16 protein-coding genes are annotated in these 17,455 nt (G+C 71.6%); 7 read left to right on the forward strand and 9 right to left on the reverse strand.

The annotated features are described in order from the left end of the window. The first annotated feature begins 115 nt into the window (after positions 1-115). From ACFVW8_RS28420 to ACFVW8_RS28430, 3 genes are all read left to right on the forward strand, one after another. Positions 116-1,609, forward strand: a complete 1,494-nt coding sequence (locus ACFVW8_RS28420; RefSeq protein WP_389694870.1) for an FG-GAP repeat protein — start codon at positions 116-118, stop codon at positions 1,607-1,609. Positions 1,610-1,796: 187 nt separating this feature from the next. Then, entirely contained in the window at positions 1,797-2,876 is a 1,080-nt protein-coding gene (locus ACFVW8_RS28425) for a dihydrodipicolinate reductase (protein ID WP_389694872.1), read from the forward strand. Further along, positions 2,873-3,352 (forward strand): carboxymuconolactone decarboxylase family protein, encoded by a 480-nt coding sequence (locus tag ACFVW8_RS28430; protein WP_389694874.1) that lies wholly within the window; start codon positions 2,873-2,875, stop codon positions 3,350-3,352. The genes ACFVW8_RS28425 and ACFVW8_RS28430 overlap by 4 nt, the downstream gene beginning before the upstream one ends. Before the next feature lie 99 nt (positions 3,353-3,451). Here the strand turns inward: ACFVW8_RS28430 and ACFVW8_RS28435 are convergent, their stop codons facing one another. Then, the gene (locus ACFVW8_RS28435; protein ID WP_389694876.1) at positions 3,452-5,095 is read right to left on the reverse strand and encodes a GMC oxidoreductase; all 1,644 of its coding nucleotides are present in this window, start codon (positions 5,093-5,095) and stop codon (positions 3,452-3,454) included. Between the two features lie 193 nt (positions 5,096-5,288). On the opposite strand from ACFVW8_RS28435, the gene ACFVW8_RS28440 reads away from it, so the two are divergent. After that, positions 5,289-5,477, forward strand: coding sequence for an antitoxin (locus ACFVW8_RS28440; RefSeq protein ID WP_389694878.1), 189 nt, complete (start codon positions 5,289-5,291; stop codon positions 5,475-5,477). 95 nt (positions 5,478-5,572) lie between these two features. Here ACFVW8_RS28440 and ACFVW8_RS28445 read toward each other — a convergent pair whose 3' ends face one another. Next, positions 5,573-5,746: a hypothetical protein gene (locus ACFVW8_RS28445; protein WP_389694880.1), complete on the reverse strand. Its 174-nt coding sequence runs from the start codon at positions 5,744-5,746 to the stop codon at positions 5,573-5,575. 129 nt (positions 5,747-5,875) lie between these two features. Between ACFVW8_RS28445 and ACFVW8_RS28450 the strand changes: the two genes are divergently transcribed. Then, positions 5,876-8,395, forward strand: a complete 2,520-nt coding sequence (locus ACFVW8_RS28450) for a SpoIIE family protein phosphatase (RefSeq protein WP_389694882.1) — start codon at positions 5,876-5,878, stop codon at positions 8,393-8,395. 252 nt (positions 8,396-8,647) lie between these two features. Here ACFVW8_RS28450 and ACFVW8_RS28455 read toward each other — a convergent pair whose 3' ends face one another. The 4 genes from ACFVW8_RS28455 to ACFVW8_RS28470 all read right to left on the reverse strand — a co-directional run bounded on the left by ACFVW8_RS28455 (position 8,648) and on the right by ACFVW8_RS28470 (position 13,162). Next, positions 8,648-9,604, reverse strand: a complete 957-nt coding sequence (locus tag ACFVW8_RS28455; RefSeq protein WP_389694884.1) for an alpha/beta hydrolase — start codon at positions 9,602-9,604, stop codon at positions 8,648-8,650. A gap of 2 nt (positions 9,605-9,606) precedes the next feature. After that, positions 9,607-9,801 carry a ferredoxin gene (locus ACFVW8_RS28460; protein WP_389694886.1) on the reverse strand — a complete coding sequence of 65 codons (195 nt, stop codon included), beginning with the start codon at positions 9,799-9,801 and terminating at the stop codon, positions 9,607-9,609. 746 nt (positions 9,802-10,547) lie between these two features. Then, positions 10,548-11,591, reverse strand: coding sequence for an LLM class flavin-dependent oxidoreductase (locus ACFVW8_RS28465; RefSeq protein ID WP_389694888.1), 1,044 nt, complete (start codon positions 11,589-11,591; stop codon positions 10,548-10,550). A gap of 107 nt (positions 11,592-11,698) precedes the next feature. Continuing rightward, positions 11,699-13,162, reverse strand: coding sequence for a DHA2 family efflux MFS transporter permease subunit (locus tag ACFVW8_RS28470; RefSeq protein ID WP_389694890.1), 1,464 nt, complete (start codon positions 13,160-13,162; stop codon positions 11,699-11,701). Positions 13,163-13,241: 79 nt separating this feature from the next. Between ACFVW8_RS28470 and ACFVW8_RS28475 the strand changes: the two genes are divergently transcribed. After that, positions 13,242-13,937 (forward strand): TetR/AcrR family transcriptional regulator, encoded by a 696-nt coding sequence (locus ACFVW8_RS28475; RefSeq protein WP_389694892.1) that lies wholly within the window; start codon positions 13,242-13,244, stop codon positions 13,935-13,937. A gap of 138 nt (positions 13,938-14,075) precedes the next feature. On the opposite strand, the gene ACFVW8_RS28480 is transcribed toward ACFVW8_RS28475, so the two are convergent. Further along, positions 14,076-14,255, reverse strand: coding sequence for a hypothetical protein (locus tag ACFVW8_RS28480; protein WP_389694894.1), 180 nt, complete (start codon positions 14,253-14,255; stop codon positions 14,076-14,078). Positions 14,256-14,793: 538 nt separating this feature from the next. Here ACFVW8_RS28480 and ACFVW8_RS28485 point away from each other — a divergent pair. After that, positions 14,794-15,024 (forward strand): DUF6059 family protein, encoded by a 231-nt coding sequence (locus ACFVW8_RS28485; RefSeq protein WP_389694896.1) that lies wholly within the window; start codon positions 14,794-14,796, stop codon positions 15,022-15,024. A 36-nt stretch (positions 15,025-15,060) separates the two neighbouring features. On the opposite strand, the gene ACFVW8_RS28490 is transcribed toward ACFVW8_RS28485, so the two are convergent. Together ACFVW8_RS28490 and ACFVW8_RS28495 are read right to left on the reverse strand one after the other, a co-directional pair. After that, the gene (locus ACFVW8_RS28490; RefSeq protein WP_389694898.1) at positions 15,061-16,386 is read right to left on the reverse strand and encodes a geranylgeranyl reductase family protein; all 1,326 of its coding nucleotides are present in this window, start codon (positions 16,384-16,386) and stop codon (positions 15,061-15,063) included. A gap of 361 nt (positions 16,387-16,747) precedes the next feature. Continuing rightward, positions 16,748-17,230, reverse strand: coding sequence for a potassium channel family protein (locus ACFVW8_RS28495; protein ID WP_389694900.1), 483 nt, complete (start codon positions 17,228-17,230; stop codon positions 16,748-16,750). Positions 17,231-17,455: the final 225 nt, after the last annotated feature.

The raw sequence follows: 17,455 nt of genomic DNA on the forward strand, positions 1-17,455 counted from the left end.
CGGCCGTACAACCCTTGTGCCGCATAGGCGGTCAAACGGGGCGCCAGGAAGGCAACGGGCCCTTCCCGGCGTCCCCCCGCACTCGCCCGGTCATCCTTGAACCGAGGAGCCGCACGTGCGCACCAACCGTTCGGCCGCTGTAGTCGCGGCCGCATTTCTCCTGATGGCAGGGGCCGGCATCGCCGCTCCCGCCGCCTACGCCGGCACCCCCGGCGGCACGCGGGCGAACGACCGCAACACCGATTTCAACGGCGACGGGTACGAGGACGTGCTCACCGGTGCGCCCGGCGGGACCATCGGCGGCAAGAAGGGCGCGGGGTACGTGACCGTGCAGTACGGCGCGGCGACGGGCATCGGGACGTACAACCCCGTGGTGCTCAGCCAGAACACCACGGGGGTGCCCGGCGCCGCCGAGGCCGGTGACGGGTTCGGCCGCACCGTGGCCACCGGTGACCTCGACGGCGACGGCTACGACGACGCGATCGTCGGCCTGCCGGGCGAGGACATCGAGCCGGTGACGGACGCGGGCGGCATCGTCGTGCTGTGGGGATCCCCGAAGGGGCTCCAGGGTGCGGACAGCTCCTGGCTGCAGGCCGACGAGCTCATCGTCGGCGCCAAGTTCGCCAGTGCGCTCGCGGCGGCCCACTTCAGCCCCGACATCCCCGGCGACCAACTGGCCGTGACCGACCGGGCAGACCTCACGCTGTACCAGTACGAAGCGGCGCCGCAGGGCAGATCCGCGCAGTTGGTGCCCGCGTCACGCAACCGCCTGACCCCCGGCACCCCGGGCCGCCCTCTCGCGCCCAGGGCCATGACCACCGGCGACTACGACGGCAACGGCCTGGCCGATCTCGTCATCGCCGGAGTCACCACGGGCGAGGAACCGGGCCACGGCTGGTCCTCGCTGTTCCTCGGGGACGTCCAGGGACTCCGCTACGAGGGCGATCTGCGCGGCGGCCCGGCCGTGGCGTCCGGTGACATCAACAACGACGGCTACGACGACCTCGTCACCGGGGAGCCGAACAGCCCCGACGACGGCGGCGCGACCATGACCGGTGGAGTCGTCGGCGTGTACTACGGCAGCGCAGGCGACGGGCCGGTCGGCGCCGAGGGCCCGGGCACCCCGCCGGTGTGGTGGACACAGGACACCCCGGGTATCCCGGGCAAGGCCGAGGCCGGCGACGGCTGGGGAAGCGACCTCTCCGTGGCGGACATCAACGCCGACGGGTATCCGGACGTGGCGATCGGCGCACCGGGCGAGGACATCTACGACGTCGCGGACGCCGGCGCCGTGTGGGTGCTGCGCGGCTCGGCCGACGGGCTCACCGCGGCAGGCGCGGCCTCCTGGGACCAGAACTCGGGGTTCGTGCTGGGCGTCGCGGAGAAGGGCGACCGCTGGGGCGGCCAGGTGCGGCTGAGCGACCCGGACCGCAACGGCCGCCTCGGCCTGTTCGCCGCAGCGCCGGGTGAGGACGCGGGCAACGGTGTCATCTGGGGGTTCCGTGCGGACGCGGCCGGTGTGACGATCCGCGGAGGGTGGACCTTCGACGGCGGGTCTCTCGGCGGCCCGGCGGCCGGCGCCGCGTTCGGGACCACGATCGACGACTGAGGGCTGTCAGTCCCTACGGCCTGTCCGCACAGTCCGGCCCGGTCCGGCCCGGTCCGGACCGTGCGGACACGGCCCAAGGCCTGCCGGGTGGCCGGGGCGGTGCCTGCGGGCCTGCCCCGGCCGCACGCCCCAACCAGGTGCGCGATGGCACTATGAACCTTTCATCCTGCGCGCTACCCTCCGCCGCATGATTTCCACGGTGGTCTGGGGTACCGGCAATGTCGGCCGCGCGGCCATCCGCGCCGTCGAGGCCCATCCGGCCCTGAAACTGGCGCACGTACTCGTCCATGACCCTGGCAAGGTGGGCCGCGACGCGGGCGACCTCGCCGGGACCGGCCGCGATCTGGGCGTCGCGGCGACCGACGACATCGACGCGGTGCTGGCCGCCGCTCCCGGCGCGGTGGTCTACGCGGCCTCCGGCGACATCCGCCCCGACGAGGCGCTGGCCGACATCGTCCGGGCGGTCCGGACGGGTGCGGTGGTCGTCACGCCCGCCCTGTACGCCCTCTACGACCAGCGCGGTGCCCCGCCGGAGCTGCGCGATCCGGTCCTGGCTGCGATCGCCGGCGGCGGCGGCTCGCTGTTCGTCTCCGGCGTCGACCCCGGCTGGGGCAACGACGTACTGCCCCTGCTGATCAGCGGGCTCGGAAGCACCGTCGACGCGATCCGCTGCCAGGAGATCTTCGACTACTCCACCTACGACCAGCCCGACGCCGTCCGTCATCTGATCGGCATGGGACATCCCATGGAGTACGAGCCGCTCATGCTCGCGGCCTCCGTACCGACCATGGTGTGGGGCGGACAGATACGGCTGATGGCCAGGGCCCTGGGCGTGGAGCTCGACGACATCCGCGAGACCATGGCCCGCCGGCCGCTGGAGACGACGGTGACCACCCGCATGATGGGCGAGTTCGAGGCGGGAACCCAGGGCGCGGTCCGCTTCGAGGTACAGGGCATCGTCGAGGGCGAACCCCGCATCGTCATCGAGCACATCACCCGTATCCACCCGTCCTGCGCACCGGACTGGCCCACGCCGCCCGACGGCTCCGGAGCCCACCGCGTGATCATCGAGGGCCGTCCGCGTATCGAGGTCACGGTCGAGGCCGGCGACGAGGGCGAGAACCGGTCGGCGGGCGGCAACGCCACCGCGGTCGGCCGGCTGGTGAACGCCATCGACTGGCTGGTGGAGGCGGAGCCCGGACTCTACGACGCACTCGACGTCCCCCTGCGCCCCGCAGCCGGCAGACTCGGAAGGAAGCAGCCATGATCATCGACATACCCGAGGGCCAGGAACCGATCGGATACGTGTGGGGCGACATGGTCCCCGGCATCGGGATGGCCGCCGCGAACTTCTCCCTGTCCGTGTACGAGCACACCTCGCTCGGCCTGCGTGAGTTCGAGGCCGCCCGGCTGCGGATCGCGCAGATCAACGGGTGTCTGTTCTGCCTCGACTGGCGCACCGAACGGGACGGCGACAAGGTCGAGGAGGAGTTCGCCGACGCGGTGGGCGAGTGGCGTACCGCCGAGGCCTTCGACGACCGGACCCGGCTGGCCGCCGAGTACGCGGAGCGGTACGCCCTGGACCACCACGGTCTGGACGAGGAGTTCTGGACCCGGATGACCGCGCACTACAGCCAGCGCGAGATCGTCGAGCTGAGCATGAGCATCGGCTCCTGGCTGGCGTTCGGCCGGCTCAACCACGTACTGGGTCTCGACGCCGTGTGCGTGCTGCCCGGCCACTGAGCCGGATGCCCCGGGCCCGTGGGTGCGGCCCGCGCCCGGGGCGTACCCAGTAGGAGGCGCTCCCGCCGCCTCCTGCTGGACGGCCGTGTCGGGCCGCTGTCACAGATCGGTGGCGATGATCTTCTCGATGTTCCGTTCGGCGAGTGCCGTGATGGTGACGAACGGATTGACGCTGGTGTTGCCGGGGATCAGCGAGCCGTCGATCACGTACAGCCCCGTATAGCCGTGCAGGCGGCCGTAGTTGTCGGTGGCCCGGTCCAGGATCGCACCGCCGAGGGGGTGGTAGGTGAGGTGGTCCCCCCAGATCTTGTACACCCCGAAGAGGTCGGTGCGGTAGATCGTCCCCTCCTTCGCGTTGATCTTGTCGAAGATCGTCTTGGCCATGTCGATGGACGGCTGCTTCCACGCGGTCTGCCAGTCCAGGTCGACCTTGCCCGTCGCGGCGTTCCAGGAGAACCGGGCGCGGTTCGGGTTCTTCGTGATCGACAGATAGAACGAGGCGAACGTCTCGATCCCGGTCGGCAGTGGCGCGACTTCGGCGAACGCGCCACCGGAGGCCCAGTTGTCGATGCCGCCGCAGGGGATGCTCGACTGGACCGCGCCGGTGGGATCCCACACGTGGTTGGCGCGCCCGCACATGACGTTGCCGTTGTCGCCCCAGCCCTGGCCGATCTCGTTGTTGAGGGCGGGCAGCTTGCCAGTGGCCTTGAGCTCGGTCAGCAGTTTGCTCGTGCCCACGCTGCCGGCCGCGAAGAACACCTTGTCGGCGGTCACGGTCTTGGTGGCCTCGGTGCTCCCGTCGGTGCGGAGCTGGTCGATCACGACCGTGTAGCCCCCGGCCGACGCCGGCGCGACCGACGTCACCTTGTGCAGAGGCGAGATGGTGACGTTGCCGGTCGCCACGACCTGGGCGAGGTAGGTCTTCTGCAGCGACTTCTTGCCGTAGTTGTTGCCGTAGAGGATCTCGCCGGCCAGCGCCGACTCGGGGACGGTGCCGGCCGCCTCCTGCTCCATGTAGTCCCAGTCGTACACGTCGGGCACGAAGACGAACGGGAAGCCGGAGCGCTGGGCCTGCTTACGGCCCACCCGGGCGTACTGGTAGCAGTCGACGCTGTCGAACCAGGCCGGGTCGACGGTGCCGACGCCGAGGCCCGCGTTGGCGCGCGGGTAGTAGGTGGAGTACATCTCGTCGGCGTTGACCGTGGGGAGGACGGCGCCGAAGTTCTCCCGCTTGGGCGTGACCGCCATACCGCCGTTGACCAGCGATCCGCCCCCGACGCCGCGCCCCTGGTAGACGGTGATGCCGCTGAAGTCCTCGGCGTCCAGGATTCCGGTGTAGCGGGGGATCGACCGGTCGATGGGGAAGCCGAGGAAGTTGCTGAGGGGCTGCTTGGTCTTGGTGCGCAGCCAGTACGAGCGGCCGTCGGGGTTGGTCGTGTTGGCGAAGATCTTGCCGTCCGACCCGGGGGTGTCCCAGGACATCCCCATCTCGACCATGTGCACGTGGACGCCCGCACGGGCGAGCCGCAGGGCGGCCACGGAACCGCCGTACCCGGTGCCGATCACCAGGACCGGGACGTGCTCGCCGTTGCCGATCGCCGTGGCTGTGGCGCGGCTCGCCGCCTGGGCGGCGGTGGCGTGGCCGGAGAGGGCCGCAGCCCCAAGAATGAAACCTGTTCTCGCGATGAATCCGCGGCGTGAGACGCTGCCGGATCTCTTGTGGGGTAAGCTTGAGTGGGTCATGTGATGTTCCTCACTTTCGCTTGAATGGGAACGAGTTCTACTGGCGCCCGCGCAAGAAGTCACTACATACCTGTGGGTAATTTCCCTGGGCGCCGGACGTCCGCCGTCTCGCACGCTCCCCTCCGCCCCGGGGTGCGGCACCGGGGCATCGCATGGATGCTGGGAATGTCAGCGTTCCATGAGGAGGACAGTCATGAGCATGCTCGACAAGATCAAGGACCTGATCAAGGGGCACCCCGACCAGGCCCGCCAGGGAGTCGAGAAGGGTGGCGACTTCATCGACAAGAAGACGCACAACAAGTACAGCGGTCAGGTCGACTCCGCCCAGAAGAAGCTCAATGACCAGTTCGGCGGCGACAACCCGCCCACCGACAGGCGCTGAAGGGTCCGAACGCCCTCGTGCGACCGTGAACGGAGCGGCAGCCGCCATCGCGATGGCGGCTGCCGCTCCGTTCGGGTGTGGCGGTGGGGCGGACGTCAGTTGTGGCCGAACTTCCGCTCGCGCTTGTGCGAGACCGCCGGCTCCGCGATGGCCTTCACCCCTTCGGGTGTGGGTGCGGTGCTCGTCTGCCCCTTGGTCTCCGTGGTCGCGGACTGCTCATGGCCGCCGGTGCGGGCGCCACGGTTCTGTCGGCTCTGCTTCTTGCCCATGATCGTGCCTCCGGATGTCGGACGACGGGCCGCCTTCAGAGTTGCATACGAGGGCGAAGGGTGCATTTCGGTCATAAGGTTCCGTGCTCTGGCGTGCGGGGCGCGTCGGCCCGGGGGCATGCTTGGTGTGTGACCTGGTACGGCGCCGCCCGGGATACCCCGCTCAGGGAGGATCGAAGTGTGCCCGGAGACCGGGGGGACGGCCGGGCACCGGACGAACTGTCGCTGGTGCTCGCGCAGGCCGTCGTGACCGGGGTCGAGGCCGCCGGCGGACAGGCCGGCGGCGTCTATCTGCGCTCCCGAACCCCGGGCCTGCTGCGGCTCGCGGTGCTGGCGGGGCTGCCCGGACCGCTCTTCCGTCCCTGGTGGCGCATGCATGTGAACCGCCCGTTCCCGGTCGCCGAGGCCTTCCGCACCGGCCAGGCCGTGCACCTGGCCGACGCCGAGGAGGCGATGCGCCGCTATCCGCAGCTGATGGCGGGCCTGCCGTTCCCCTTCGGCTCCCTCTACGTGCCGGTCCGCAGCGGTGGCGAACCGGTCGGGGTGCTGACCGTGCTGCGCCCCGCGACCCCCGGAAAGCCGGTGGGTACCCCCGAACGGCGCAGACTGCGGGGCGTCGCCGAACGGCTCGGCACCGCACTGACGGAGCTGGAGACCACGAGCAGCCGACCGCGGTGGGACGAGGAGCCGCTCCCCGTGCAGCTGCCCGCAGGCAGCTCGCCCCCCGTGCGGATCGGCCGCTTCGACTGGGACCTGGCCAGTGGCGCCGTCGGAGCGGACGCCGAACTCTGCGCGATCCTCGGCTCCGCGCCCGACGACTTCCCCGGCACGATCGACGCGCTGGCCGCCCGGCTGGCGCCGGAGGACGTGTACGGGCTGTGGGCCCTGGCCCGCCAGGCCGCCGGATCCGGCGGCCCCGTCGTCCGCAGGATGCGGCTGCGCGGCCCCGACGGCCGCTCGCACCTGCTGGAGGTCTCGGGGCGCCGGGAGGGCGGCACCGGGCCGGGAGAGGCGAGCCACCTGAGCGGCTTCCTGGTCGACCTCGGTATCGGCCCGGTCGTCCCGGAGGCAGCCGACCGGCTGCCGCGGGGGATCTTCTCGCTGGACCGCTTCGGCCGCATCACCTACCTCAACCACCTGGCCGAGCAGATCCTCGGCCACGCCAGGTCCGAGCTGGTCGGACGGGTGCTCTGGGAGGTTCTGCCGTGGTTCGCGAACCCGGCGTACGAGGACCACTACCGGGCCGCGATGATCTCCGATGACCCGGTCCACTTCCTCGCCCGGCGCGACCCTCCCCCCTGGCTCGCGATCTCCCTGTACCCCGGCCATGAAGGGCTGACGGCCGTCCTCACCCCCACCGAGGAGCCGTCCTACACACCGGGGTCCGTGGCCTCGCCGGGTCTCGGGCTCGGATCCCCGGCGGACCGCTCCTCCGCGCTCTACCGGCCGGTCGCGCTGGCCATCGCCCTGACCGAGGCCGTCACCGCCCGGCAGGTGTCCGCCGTCGTCACCGAGGAACTGCTGCCCGCCTTCGGCGGCAGACAGCTCGCGATCTACCTGCTCAGGGAGGGGCGCCTCTACCTGGAGTGGGAGACCGGCTTCCCCCAGGGCTTCCTGGACGGATTCGACGGCGTCGGCCTGGACGCCCGCATCCCCGGTGTGGAGACGCTCACCACCGGCCGCCCCATCTTCTTCGAGTCCATGCAGCACCTGAGCGCCGCCTACCCCGGCATCCCGATGGACGCCGAAGTCGGCGCCCGTGCCTTCCTGCCGCTGATCGCGTCCGGCCGGCACGTCGGCTCGTGCATCCTCGGCTTCGACCAGCCACGCGGCTTCAGCCCCGAGGAGCGCACGGTCCTCACCGCGCTGGCCGGCCTCATCGCCCAGGCGCTGCAACGGGCCCAGCGGTACGACGCCGAGGCAGCCCTCGCCCGCGGACTGCAGGATGTCCTGCTGCCGCACCGGCTGCCGGTCGTCGACCGCGTCGACACGGCGGGCCGGTACCTCGCGGGCACCCAGGGCATGGACGTCGGCGGCGACTGGTACGACGTCATCGAGACCGGCCGGAGGCTGTCCCTGGTCATCGGGGACGTCCAGGGACACGGAGTCGCAGCCGCCGCGACCATGGGCCAACTGCGCAGCGCCGTACGGGCCTTCGCGCTCAGCGGGCACGACCCCCAGGAGGTGATGAGCGGCACCAACCGGCTCCTCATCGATCTGGACCCCGGCCAGTTCGCCAGCTGCTGCTACATCGTCATGGACCCGGCCACCGGCGTCACCCACGCCGTGCGGGCCGGACACACTCAGCCCGTGCTGCGCCGCGCGGACGGCACGGCCGAGGTCATGGACCTGCCGGGCGGAATCGTGCTCGGTGTCGACGCCGAAGCGAGCTACCCCGTGACCGAACTGCACCTGGCCCCGGGCGAGATGCTCGCCCTGTACACCGACGGCATGGTCGAGCAGTCGGGCACCGACATCGACGTGGGCATCGAGCGGCTGCGCAGTACCATCGCCGATTTCGGCCCCTCCCCGCTGTCCGACACGGCGGACCACGTGATCGGGCGGGCCAGACAGGCCGCAGACCGTCCCGACGACATCGCCCTGCTGCTCGCCGCCCGGTGGGGCGACGCGGAGGGGCGGAATCCTTGAGAGCGGGCTCCCCCCGTGGGCGCTATATGACCTGTGACGTACTCCCTCGTCGGGAAACGACCCGGCGAGAACCACACTCCCCAGCCGCGCCAACGGCGGCCTTTGCGCGTTCTGAATCGAGCGAGTGCCTGTCCGGCGGATCGGGCCGGACAGGCACTGGGGATCTTCGTCCGGATCCGGTCTGATCCCGACGAAAGGCCCCAGTGCCTGTTTTGGAAGTCCTGCCCGCCCTCCGGGCGGACGGCGCTGCTTTCAGAACACGCCCTGGACCGAACCGATCCCCGCACCCTCCCGGCCGGGTGCACCGTTCGTGCCCACCGCGTGCAGCCCTCGCCGCAGCGCCGTGAGGTGCTCCACGGCGATGCGTTGCTGCTCATCGGGGTCCGGCGCGCCCGCCGAACCGCCGAACGCGTGGTACGCGCCGGGGAAGTTGTGGAGTTCCACGGGCACCCCCGCCTGCGAAAGCCGCAATCCGTAGAGCAGCCCCTCGTCCCGCAGCGGATCGAGCCCCGCGGTGGAGATGTAGGCCGGAGGCAGCCCCCCGAGATCCTCGGTGCGTGCCGGGGCGGCGTGCGCCTGCGCCGCGCCCGTGCCGGCGCCCAGATAGAGCTGCCAGCTCTCCTGCGCGAGCCGGCGGTTCCAGATGGGGGTGTCCAGGAACGCGGTCATCGAGCCCGTCTCCAGCCGGTCGTCGAGCACCGGTGTGCTGAGGTGCTGGAAACACAGGGCCGGCCCGCCCCGGTCACGGGCGAGCAGCGTGAGGCCCGCTGCCAGACAGCCGCCCGAACTGGCCCCGGCCACCGCGAGCCGCGCGGGATCGGCACCGATCTCCTTCGCATGTCCTGCGGTCCACTCCAGCGCCGCCCAGCAGTCGTCGAGCCCTGCCGGGAACGGGTCCTCGGGTGCCAGCCGGTAGGCGACCGCGACCACCACCGCCGAGGCGAACGATGCCGCCTGGGCCGCGGAGTGGTGGACGCTGTCCACATTGCCGAGGACGAAGCCCCCGCCGTGGATCCAGATCACCGCGGGCAGCGCCGCGGCGGCCCCGCCCGGGCGGTACACCCGGATCCGCACCTCCGGGGAGCCGGGAGCCCCCGGCACCCACCGCTCCTCGACCTCGACCCCCGGCACCGGCGGCAGTTCACGCAGCGGCTGCGGACCCGCCCGGTGGTCCGCGGCCGCGTCCGCCAGACTTCCTGTCACCGGCATGCTCAGACCTCCAGCGCGATGGCCTGCGAGGGACAGAGGGCCACGGTCCCGCGCAGTCTCGCCTCCTCCGCCTCGCCGTCCACCCGCCCGTCCAGGAGGAGGACCGTCCCCTCCTCCGACTGGTCGAAGCGGTCGGGGGCGGACAGGACGCACTGTCCCGCGCCCGGACAACGCTGTGTACCGGCCGTGATGTGCATCGTTTCCGGTTCCCTTCTGATCACCATGTGACGGGCAGGCGCCAGAGCTCGTCGTCCCGGTGACCATGCGCCGGGACTGCTGCTCGAAGAAGCCGTGGTCGGAGTACGGGGCACCGAGCAGCTCGCAGATGACGACGGACGGCACGGGCAGGGGCGAAGTCCGGTACCAGCCCGACGAGCGACACCGGCCCCGGCTCGCGGTACGCCTGGTAACCGGCGGGCGGCTGGAACGGGCAGCCCCGCGCCTGCGGACAGGCGGTCAGTTCCCCGGCGTTCGTCGGTGCCGCGGTGGTGGTCTCGGTCATTCCCCGGCCTCCAGAACAGTGCGCGCGACGGTGGCGGCAGGCACCGGTGCGACACGTCGTCGCGCACGGCGAAGGTGTACGTCCTGCCCCCGTCCGAGGTCTTCCACGACTTCGCCAGCCAGTGCTCCAGCTCACCGCCCGGGGTCTGGTAGACGAGCGCGGGTCGAAGACCGGACGCTGGACGAAAGCGGCCACGTCCTGCGCGCTGATGTGCGGGTCCCAGCAGTCCGGCTCCTGCTGGGACGCGTAGGTGAGGCTGCCGCCGGTGCGCGGTTTCGCGTTGGCGGCGGGGGCGGCGTCACCGCCCGAACTGCACGCGCCGGCGGTGGCGAGCAGCAGGACGGACAGCAGAGCGGCTCCGCGGGGTGTACGGCGCGGGTGCATACGGACTCCGGGACACGGAAAGGGGAGTGAGAGGTTGACGAACTGTCGCGAGTGGTACTACAGCCGCGCTGAAACGCCCTCAGCGGATCCGGGACGCACCCCCTGCGCCGCCTGTGCCAGCAGTTCGAAGGAGCGCAGCCGTTCCTCCTGGTCCGGCACGACGGTGAGCGCCATCAGCTCGTCGGCACCGGTGCGTGCCACCAGATCGGTCAGCTTGTCGTGGACGGTCGCGGGGCTGCCGATCAGCTGGCGCTCCGCCAGTTCGTCCAGGAACTGCACTTCGGGCTCGGCGTACGCGTAGCCGGCCGCCGTCCGCGCCGACGGGAACGCGTCGAACCGCCGCACCGTCCGCATCCTTGTCTTGCCGAGCAGATACGGCGCGGCCACCGCACGGGCGGCCCGGTCGGTCTCGGCGACGGTGGTCAGCGCGGCGACCAGGGTGCGCGGCCGGTCCAGCTGGGGCGAGGGCCGGAAGGTCTCGCGGTAGATGTCGAGGGCGTACGGCGTCGCATGCGGATTGATCTGATGGGCGAAGGCGTACGGCAGCCCCTGCGAAGCGGCCAGCTCCGCACTGGCCGGGCTGGACCCGAGCAGCCACAGGTCGGGCCGGCCGTCCGCCGCCGGCACGGCCGTGATCGGGGAGCCGGGGTCGCCCGGCGCGAAGTAGCCGCTCAACTCCTCGATCTGCTGCGGGAACTCGTCCGCACCCCGTTCGGGCGAGCGGCGCAGCGCGTGAGCGGTGTGCGGGTCGGTTCCGGGGGCGCGGCCGAGACCCAGGTCGATACGGCCGGGGTGGAGCGCTTCGAGCGTGCCGAACTGCTCGGCGACCACCAGCGGGGCGTGGTTGGGCAGCAGCACCCCGCCCGAGCCGACCCGCAGGGTCGTGGTGGCCGCCGCGATGCGGCCGACGAGGATGCCGGGCGCGGAGGTGGCGAGGCTCGGGGTGCTGTGGTGCTCGGCCACCCAGTAGCGCAGATAGCCGAGTTCCTCGATGCGCGGGGCCAGGGCCACGGTGTCGCGCAGCGCCTGGGTGGCGGAGCCGCCCTCGAAGACGGGCACCACATCGAGGACGGACAGGGGAATGGCGGGCGGTCGGCTCATCGGAGTCCTCCGGAAGGGGCGCGTCGCCGGACGGGGGTCCGCGACGCGTGGCTGGCGGGCACGTGGACGTGGCGAGGCCCGGCGCGTGCCCCGTACGGGGTGGTCGGTCAGGCGTGGTCGGAGACCGGCTCCGTGTCGGCCGCCGGTTCGGCGTCGGCCGCGGGCTCCGGCCGGGGCTTTCCCGGCAGCAGCAGGCCCGCGACGAAGACGACGACGGCCGCCGCGACCGGCCACCAGAAGGCGTCTGTGAACGTGTCGGCGGTGGGCGTCGTGCGGGAGCCGCCGCCCTGGAGGATCAGTGCGACGACCGCGATGCCGAGCGAGGCCCCGATCTGGTTGAGGATGAAGACGGCACCGGTGGCGCCGGCGACCGCGTCGCCGGGCACCGTCTTGTAGACCGAGCCCATCGTGGGCGCGCCGACCAGGCCCATGCCGAAGCCGGCCGCGAGCTGAGCCGCGGTCAGCGCGATCTGCGAGGTGCCGGCGTCGGATCCGGTGAAGACCAGGGCGCCGGCCCCGATGAGCAGGGCGCCGGAGGGTACCAGCCGCCGGGCGCCGATCCTGTCCGCGAGGTTGCCCGCCACCGGCATGCCGATCAGGGTGCCGAGGCCGAGCGGGGCGAGCAGCAGACCGGATTCGAGCACGCTGTGGCCGTGGACCTGCTGGTAGTACAGGGGCAGCAGGAAGAGCAGCGAGAACAGACCGCCGCCGAGCAGGAACATGGTGGTCACGCTCGCGCTGAATCCCTTGCTCGCGAAGAGCCGCAGATTGAGCAGGGGCGTACCGGTGGTGCGCAGGGCGTGCACGGCGTACCCGGCGAAGAGGACGATTCCCACGGCCAGCCCGATGATGACCTCGGGGCTGCCGAATCCGTGGCCGCCGGCCTGCGACAGGGCGAAGACGATCGCGGCGAAGCCGGGGGAGAGCAGGGCGACGCCCAGTGCGTCGAGCGGGACGGGGGCGCCGCTCGGCGGCGGGTCCGCCGGCAGCACCCGGGCTGCCAGCACGATCGCGGCGAGCGCGAAGGGGATGTTGACCAGGAACATCCACTGCCAGGAGAAGTTGTCCAGCAGCAGCCCGCCGACGATGGGGCCGACCACCGGTCCGAGCGTGATGGGCACGGAGACGAGCCCCATGACCCGGCCGATCCTGGCGGGTCCCGCGGCCCCCGCGACGACCGTCATCATGATCGGATCGACCATGCCGCCGCCGAGGCCCTGCACGACGCGGAAGGCGATCAGACTCTCCGAGTTCCAGGCGAAGGCGCAGAGCGTCGACCCGATCAGGAAGACCGTGAGCCCGAGCAGCCACATGCGCTTGGCGCCGAAGCGGACGACGGCCCAGCCGGCCAGCGGGATCGCGAGGGCGACCGCGAGCAGATAGCCGGTGGTGACCCATTCGATGGTGGCCAGCGGCGCGTGGAACTCGCCGCCCAGCGTGCTGATTCCGACGTTGACGATCGTCGCGTCCAGGTAGGACATCATCCCGCCGAGCACCATGACGCCGACGAGCGTGAGCAGAGCGGCATCGAGCCGGGCAGGCCCGCTCCCCGCCGCCTTTGTTTCAGACACGGCAACTCCTTTTAACCACTCCACCCAGGTAAATTTACTGGGTAGTTAAATTCTGTGGCTGGCACGGTAGCATGGGCTCATGAGTGTCGGCGAGAAGGAACAGACGGCCCCAGGCGCGGGGGGCCGAGGGCGGCTGGACAAGCGGCGCGCGATCGTGGAGGCAGCCCTCCGGGTCTTCGCGCAGGTCGGGTACGCGCAGGCGAGCCTGGACGTGATCGCCGCCGAGGCCGGGGTGTCCAAGCCGACGATCTACAACCACCTGGGCTCGAAGGAGAACCTCTTCCGGCATGTGATGACGGAGACCGCGGCCCGGTCGAACGCCAAGACCCTCGACGTCCTCACGGCCTTCCCGACCGACCCGGACGATCTGCGGCCGGGCCTGGAGGACGTCGCGCAGAAGCTCGTCGACTGCTACTGCGACGAGCAGTCCGAGTCGGTGCGCCGGCTGCTGCACGCGGAGGCCGTGCGCTTCCCCGACCTCTTCGACGCGGTGCGGGCCAGCGGGCCCAACCAGTTCACCGAGGCACTCGCGGGCCGGCTCGCCCGGCTCGCGAACTCCGGGCACCTGCGGGTCGAGGACCCGGTCCGCGCGGCCAACCAGTTCATCGCGCTGGTCTACGAGGAACTGCCCGGGATGAGCGCCCTGGGCACCCGCCCCCTTGATCCGACGGAGGTCGGGAAGGTCGTGGCCGCGGGCGTCGACACCTTCCTGCGCGCCTTCGGCACTGACCCGTCCGGCACCGCCCCTGAGAAGGGCGGCGCGGCGAAGCCCTGAGTCCGTCAGCGGCTGAGGCGCCCGTACGCACTGCGGAAGAACAGCAGCGGGTCACCGTCCGCCACCGCGTCGAGCCGGTGCACCCGCGCGACCACGATCACATGGTCACCGGCCGGGTGCTCCGCCTCGGCCGTGCGCTCACCGTGCCGTTGCCGTCGACGAGTTCGGCCAGCCCGCCGTGGACGGGGTGTCCACGTCCCGGCCGGGGCCGCGGCTGCGCACGAGCCGGCCCGACACGTCGTACTCCAGCAGGAGTTCGTTGCCGAGCGGGTCCCGCGCAGCGCTGGTACGGCTGATGGCCCTCGCGGGCTGAGGCACCCCGACTGCCCGGCCCTGGCCCCCGGCCCTGGCCCCCGGCCCTGGCCCCCGGCCCCGGGCACCAGGTCGCGAAGCGGGTCAGCACCGGTCCTTCGGGAGTGCCGTCCAGATAGGGGCCGCGGACGAGGGCCCTGTCCGTCCCCGGAGGTGGTGAGGAACTTGCGCAGCTGCGAAAGGCAGACGTGGACGGCGGCCGACGCGCGCCGGGGCGGCCCCGACCCCCGTAGCTCTTCGATGATCTGTTCCTTCGTGGTGACGCGGCCGGCGCCGACGAGCAGCGCGGCCAGGGTCATCTCCATCTTGGGAGCGCTCAGGGAGTGGGTGTGTCCGCCGTGGGAGCCCGGAGCGGACCGAGCAGTTCGTAGCGCATCTGTACCTCATGCGGTAGGGGAACATGCTTTCGTGTTCCGGCTCCAGTCGCTCTCGGTCCGCTGCCTGTCCGCACATCGGGCAAACTGCGTGCGTATGCCGATTGACCGAAATCGGCTGCGCCCACCGGCTTTGGTGCGGCGTCGGCGAAGGTGGGCAGGCTGAGTTCATGCGCATCCTCCTTGCCCGCCGTCTGCGATCCGCCGCGTACGCACTGGTCTCCTTCGGTCAGATCTGGGTCTACATCCCGCCGACAGCCGAGCCGGACGACGTGCCCGCCGCCGGGCCGTGCCCGGGCCACCCCGAGCGGCTCTGCCCTGAAGTGCCGCTCAGCGAGGCCGAGATGACCTGGGGTCGGCAACTGCTCGGGGTTCCGGGGGCGGATTCCTGCGACGGCTGACTGTCCGGATTCGCCCCGGCGTGGCGTCCGGTCAGGTCAGCGCCGGCGCGCGTTCGGGGCGGGAACCAGTCGCACCGCGGTGTTGAGGACATGGTCGATCACATCGCGCGAAGGATTGTCCGTCAGATTGCTGAGCAGCCGGGCCAGCGTGTTCAGCAGAAACGGTGAGCCCATCACGTACCGGTTGAGGACGGGCTGGAACCCCGACCGGCTGAACACGAGATCGGCGGCCGTGTTGCCGAGCCGGTAGTAGCGCCCCCAGCGGCGGTTCATCTCGACCGGATAGTGATGGAGCGCCCGCTCCCGCCGCGGGCCAGGCGGCATGGCCAGCGCAAGCGCCGCGCTCTCGGCCGCGACCTCCCCTGCCTCCAGAGCCTGCCCGATGCCCTCACCGTTCCACGGGCTGACCATGCCCCCGGAGTCGCCGACCAGCAGGAGGCCCCGGGCGTACAGCGGGTGGCGGTTGAGGCCCAGCGGCAGCGCGGCACTGCGCACCGGACCCTCGGCGTTCTCCTCGCGGAGCCCCCACTCGGGCGGGGTACGGGCCAGCCACTGATCGAGGGTGGCCCGCAGGTCGGGCTTGCCGTGGCGGCGGTGCGGGATCGCGCCCAGTCCCACGTTGACGCGGCCGTCACCCATCGGGAAGATCCAGCCGTATCCCGGCAGATAGCGGTCGCTCCGGGGGAAACGGAGGTCGGCCCAGAGCTCCAGGAACTCCTCCCGGGAGCGCTCGGGGCTGCGGTAGTAGCGGCGGGCCGCCGTGGCGATCTGGCGTTTGGTGTCCCGCTGCAGTCCCATCGCGAGGGCGAGCCGGGCCGAGGCGCCGTCGGCGGCGATGACGACCGGCGCCCGGTGCACCACCGGTTCGCCCGCCCCCGACACCGCCGTGACACCGATGATGCGTCCGGCCCGGTCGGTCACCGGCTCCGTCACCTTCACACCGGTGCGCAGCCGGGCCCCCGCGGCAACGGCATGGCGGGCCAGGATGTCGTCGAAGTCGTGCCTGCTGCGGGTGAGACCGAAGTCCGGGTAGCCGCCCAGCGAGGGCCAGTCGATCTGCACCTGCCTGTCCCCGGTGATCCAGCGCATCCCGCGTGACCGCGTCCAGCCCGGCGCCTTGATGTCGACGCCCATCCGGATCAGCTGATGGACCGCGCGTGGTGTGAGCCCGTCCCCGCAGACCTTCTCCCGGGGGAAGTCGGACTTCTCGAGAAGCAGCACGTCCACGCCCGCTCCGGCGAGATGGAAGGCGGCGGACGAGCCGGCCGGCCCCGCACCCACCACGATGACCTGGGCTTCCTCGGACGGGCCGGGAGCGGACTCCTTGTCCGGCGGGGACTGGTCTGCGTGCGCTTCCCGCATCGGGAACCCTTTCCTGGGACGGCCGGAGCCGCCCGGAAGAGGCGGCCCTGTACACCGACATCCTGCCGGGTCGGGCCGCTCCGCGGGAGGGCGATCAGGAGTGCGAGGTGTGTGGGCTTCAGGTGCGTTCCGTGCGGCGGCCCCGAGGGCCGGTGAGGAGCAGTGCCGGAGTCAGTACGGCAGCGGACGCCCGGACGGAGTGCGCAGATCGAGCGGCGGCGGCCGTGACGGAAGTTGGGGACGCCGGACAACCCTGATGCGGCCCACTGCCACCACCTCCTCGGTCACCGGTGGTATGCCCGGCGGAAGGCCGTTCACACGTCCGCGGGCAGACGCTCACGTTCCGTGACCGCCCTTTCGGCTACTGCGGAGGTCTGCGCCCCGCGTCGGCGAGCAGCCGCTCGATCCGGTCGAAGCGCTCGTGCAGCTGTGCGGTCTCCTCCCGGACACGGCGCGCGGTCTCCTCCGCAGTTGCGGTGAGCCGGTGACGGCGCCGCTGCTCCCGCCCCACGAACCAGGTGGCGAGCGCCGCCGTGACCATTCCGTACGTGGTGATGCCCACGATCATCACGACGACGGCGACGACCCGGCCCCACAGGGTCAGCGGGTAGAAGTCGCCGTACCCGACGGTTGTCGCGGTCTCCGCCGACCACCACAGCGCCCTGGGATATGTGGTGATGGTGGCGTGCCCGGCATGCTGCTCGGCCATGAGCACCGCCCAGGAGCCGACGAGCACCGTCAGAGCGAGGATCACCGTCGCCCAGCCCACCGCCCTGAGGTGGAGCGAACGGCCTTCCCGGCCGAGCAGCAGCTCGACCGCCTTGGTCAGGATTCCAGGCACCATTTCCGGATCATGCGCGGCGACCGGCGGCACCGGCGGACGGGCGCGCACCGGCGGCGCCCGCATCACCCGATCGGAACGCCTTCACCGGATCCCGGCTGCCCGGCACGGTCCCACACCGCAGGCCCCGCTCGGCATTCCGGCCCGGGCAATTCGTGTTAAACCTGAATACGTGGGTGGTAGAGGTCGGTTCCGGGCATGGTTTCGAGGCCCCGGCCGGTGGCCGCA

The organism is Streptomyces sp. NPDC058221, assembly GCF_042882365.1.
Taxonomy (GTDB): Bacteria; Actinomycetota; Actinomycetes; order Streptomycetales; family Streptomycetaceae; genus Streptomyces.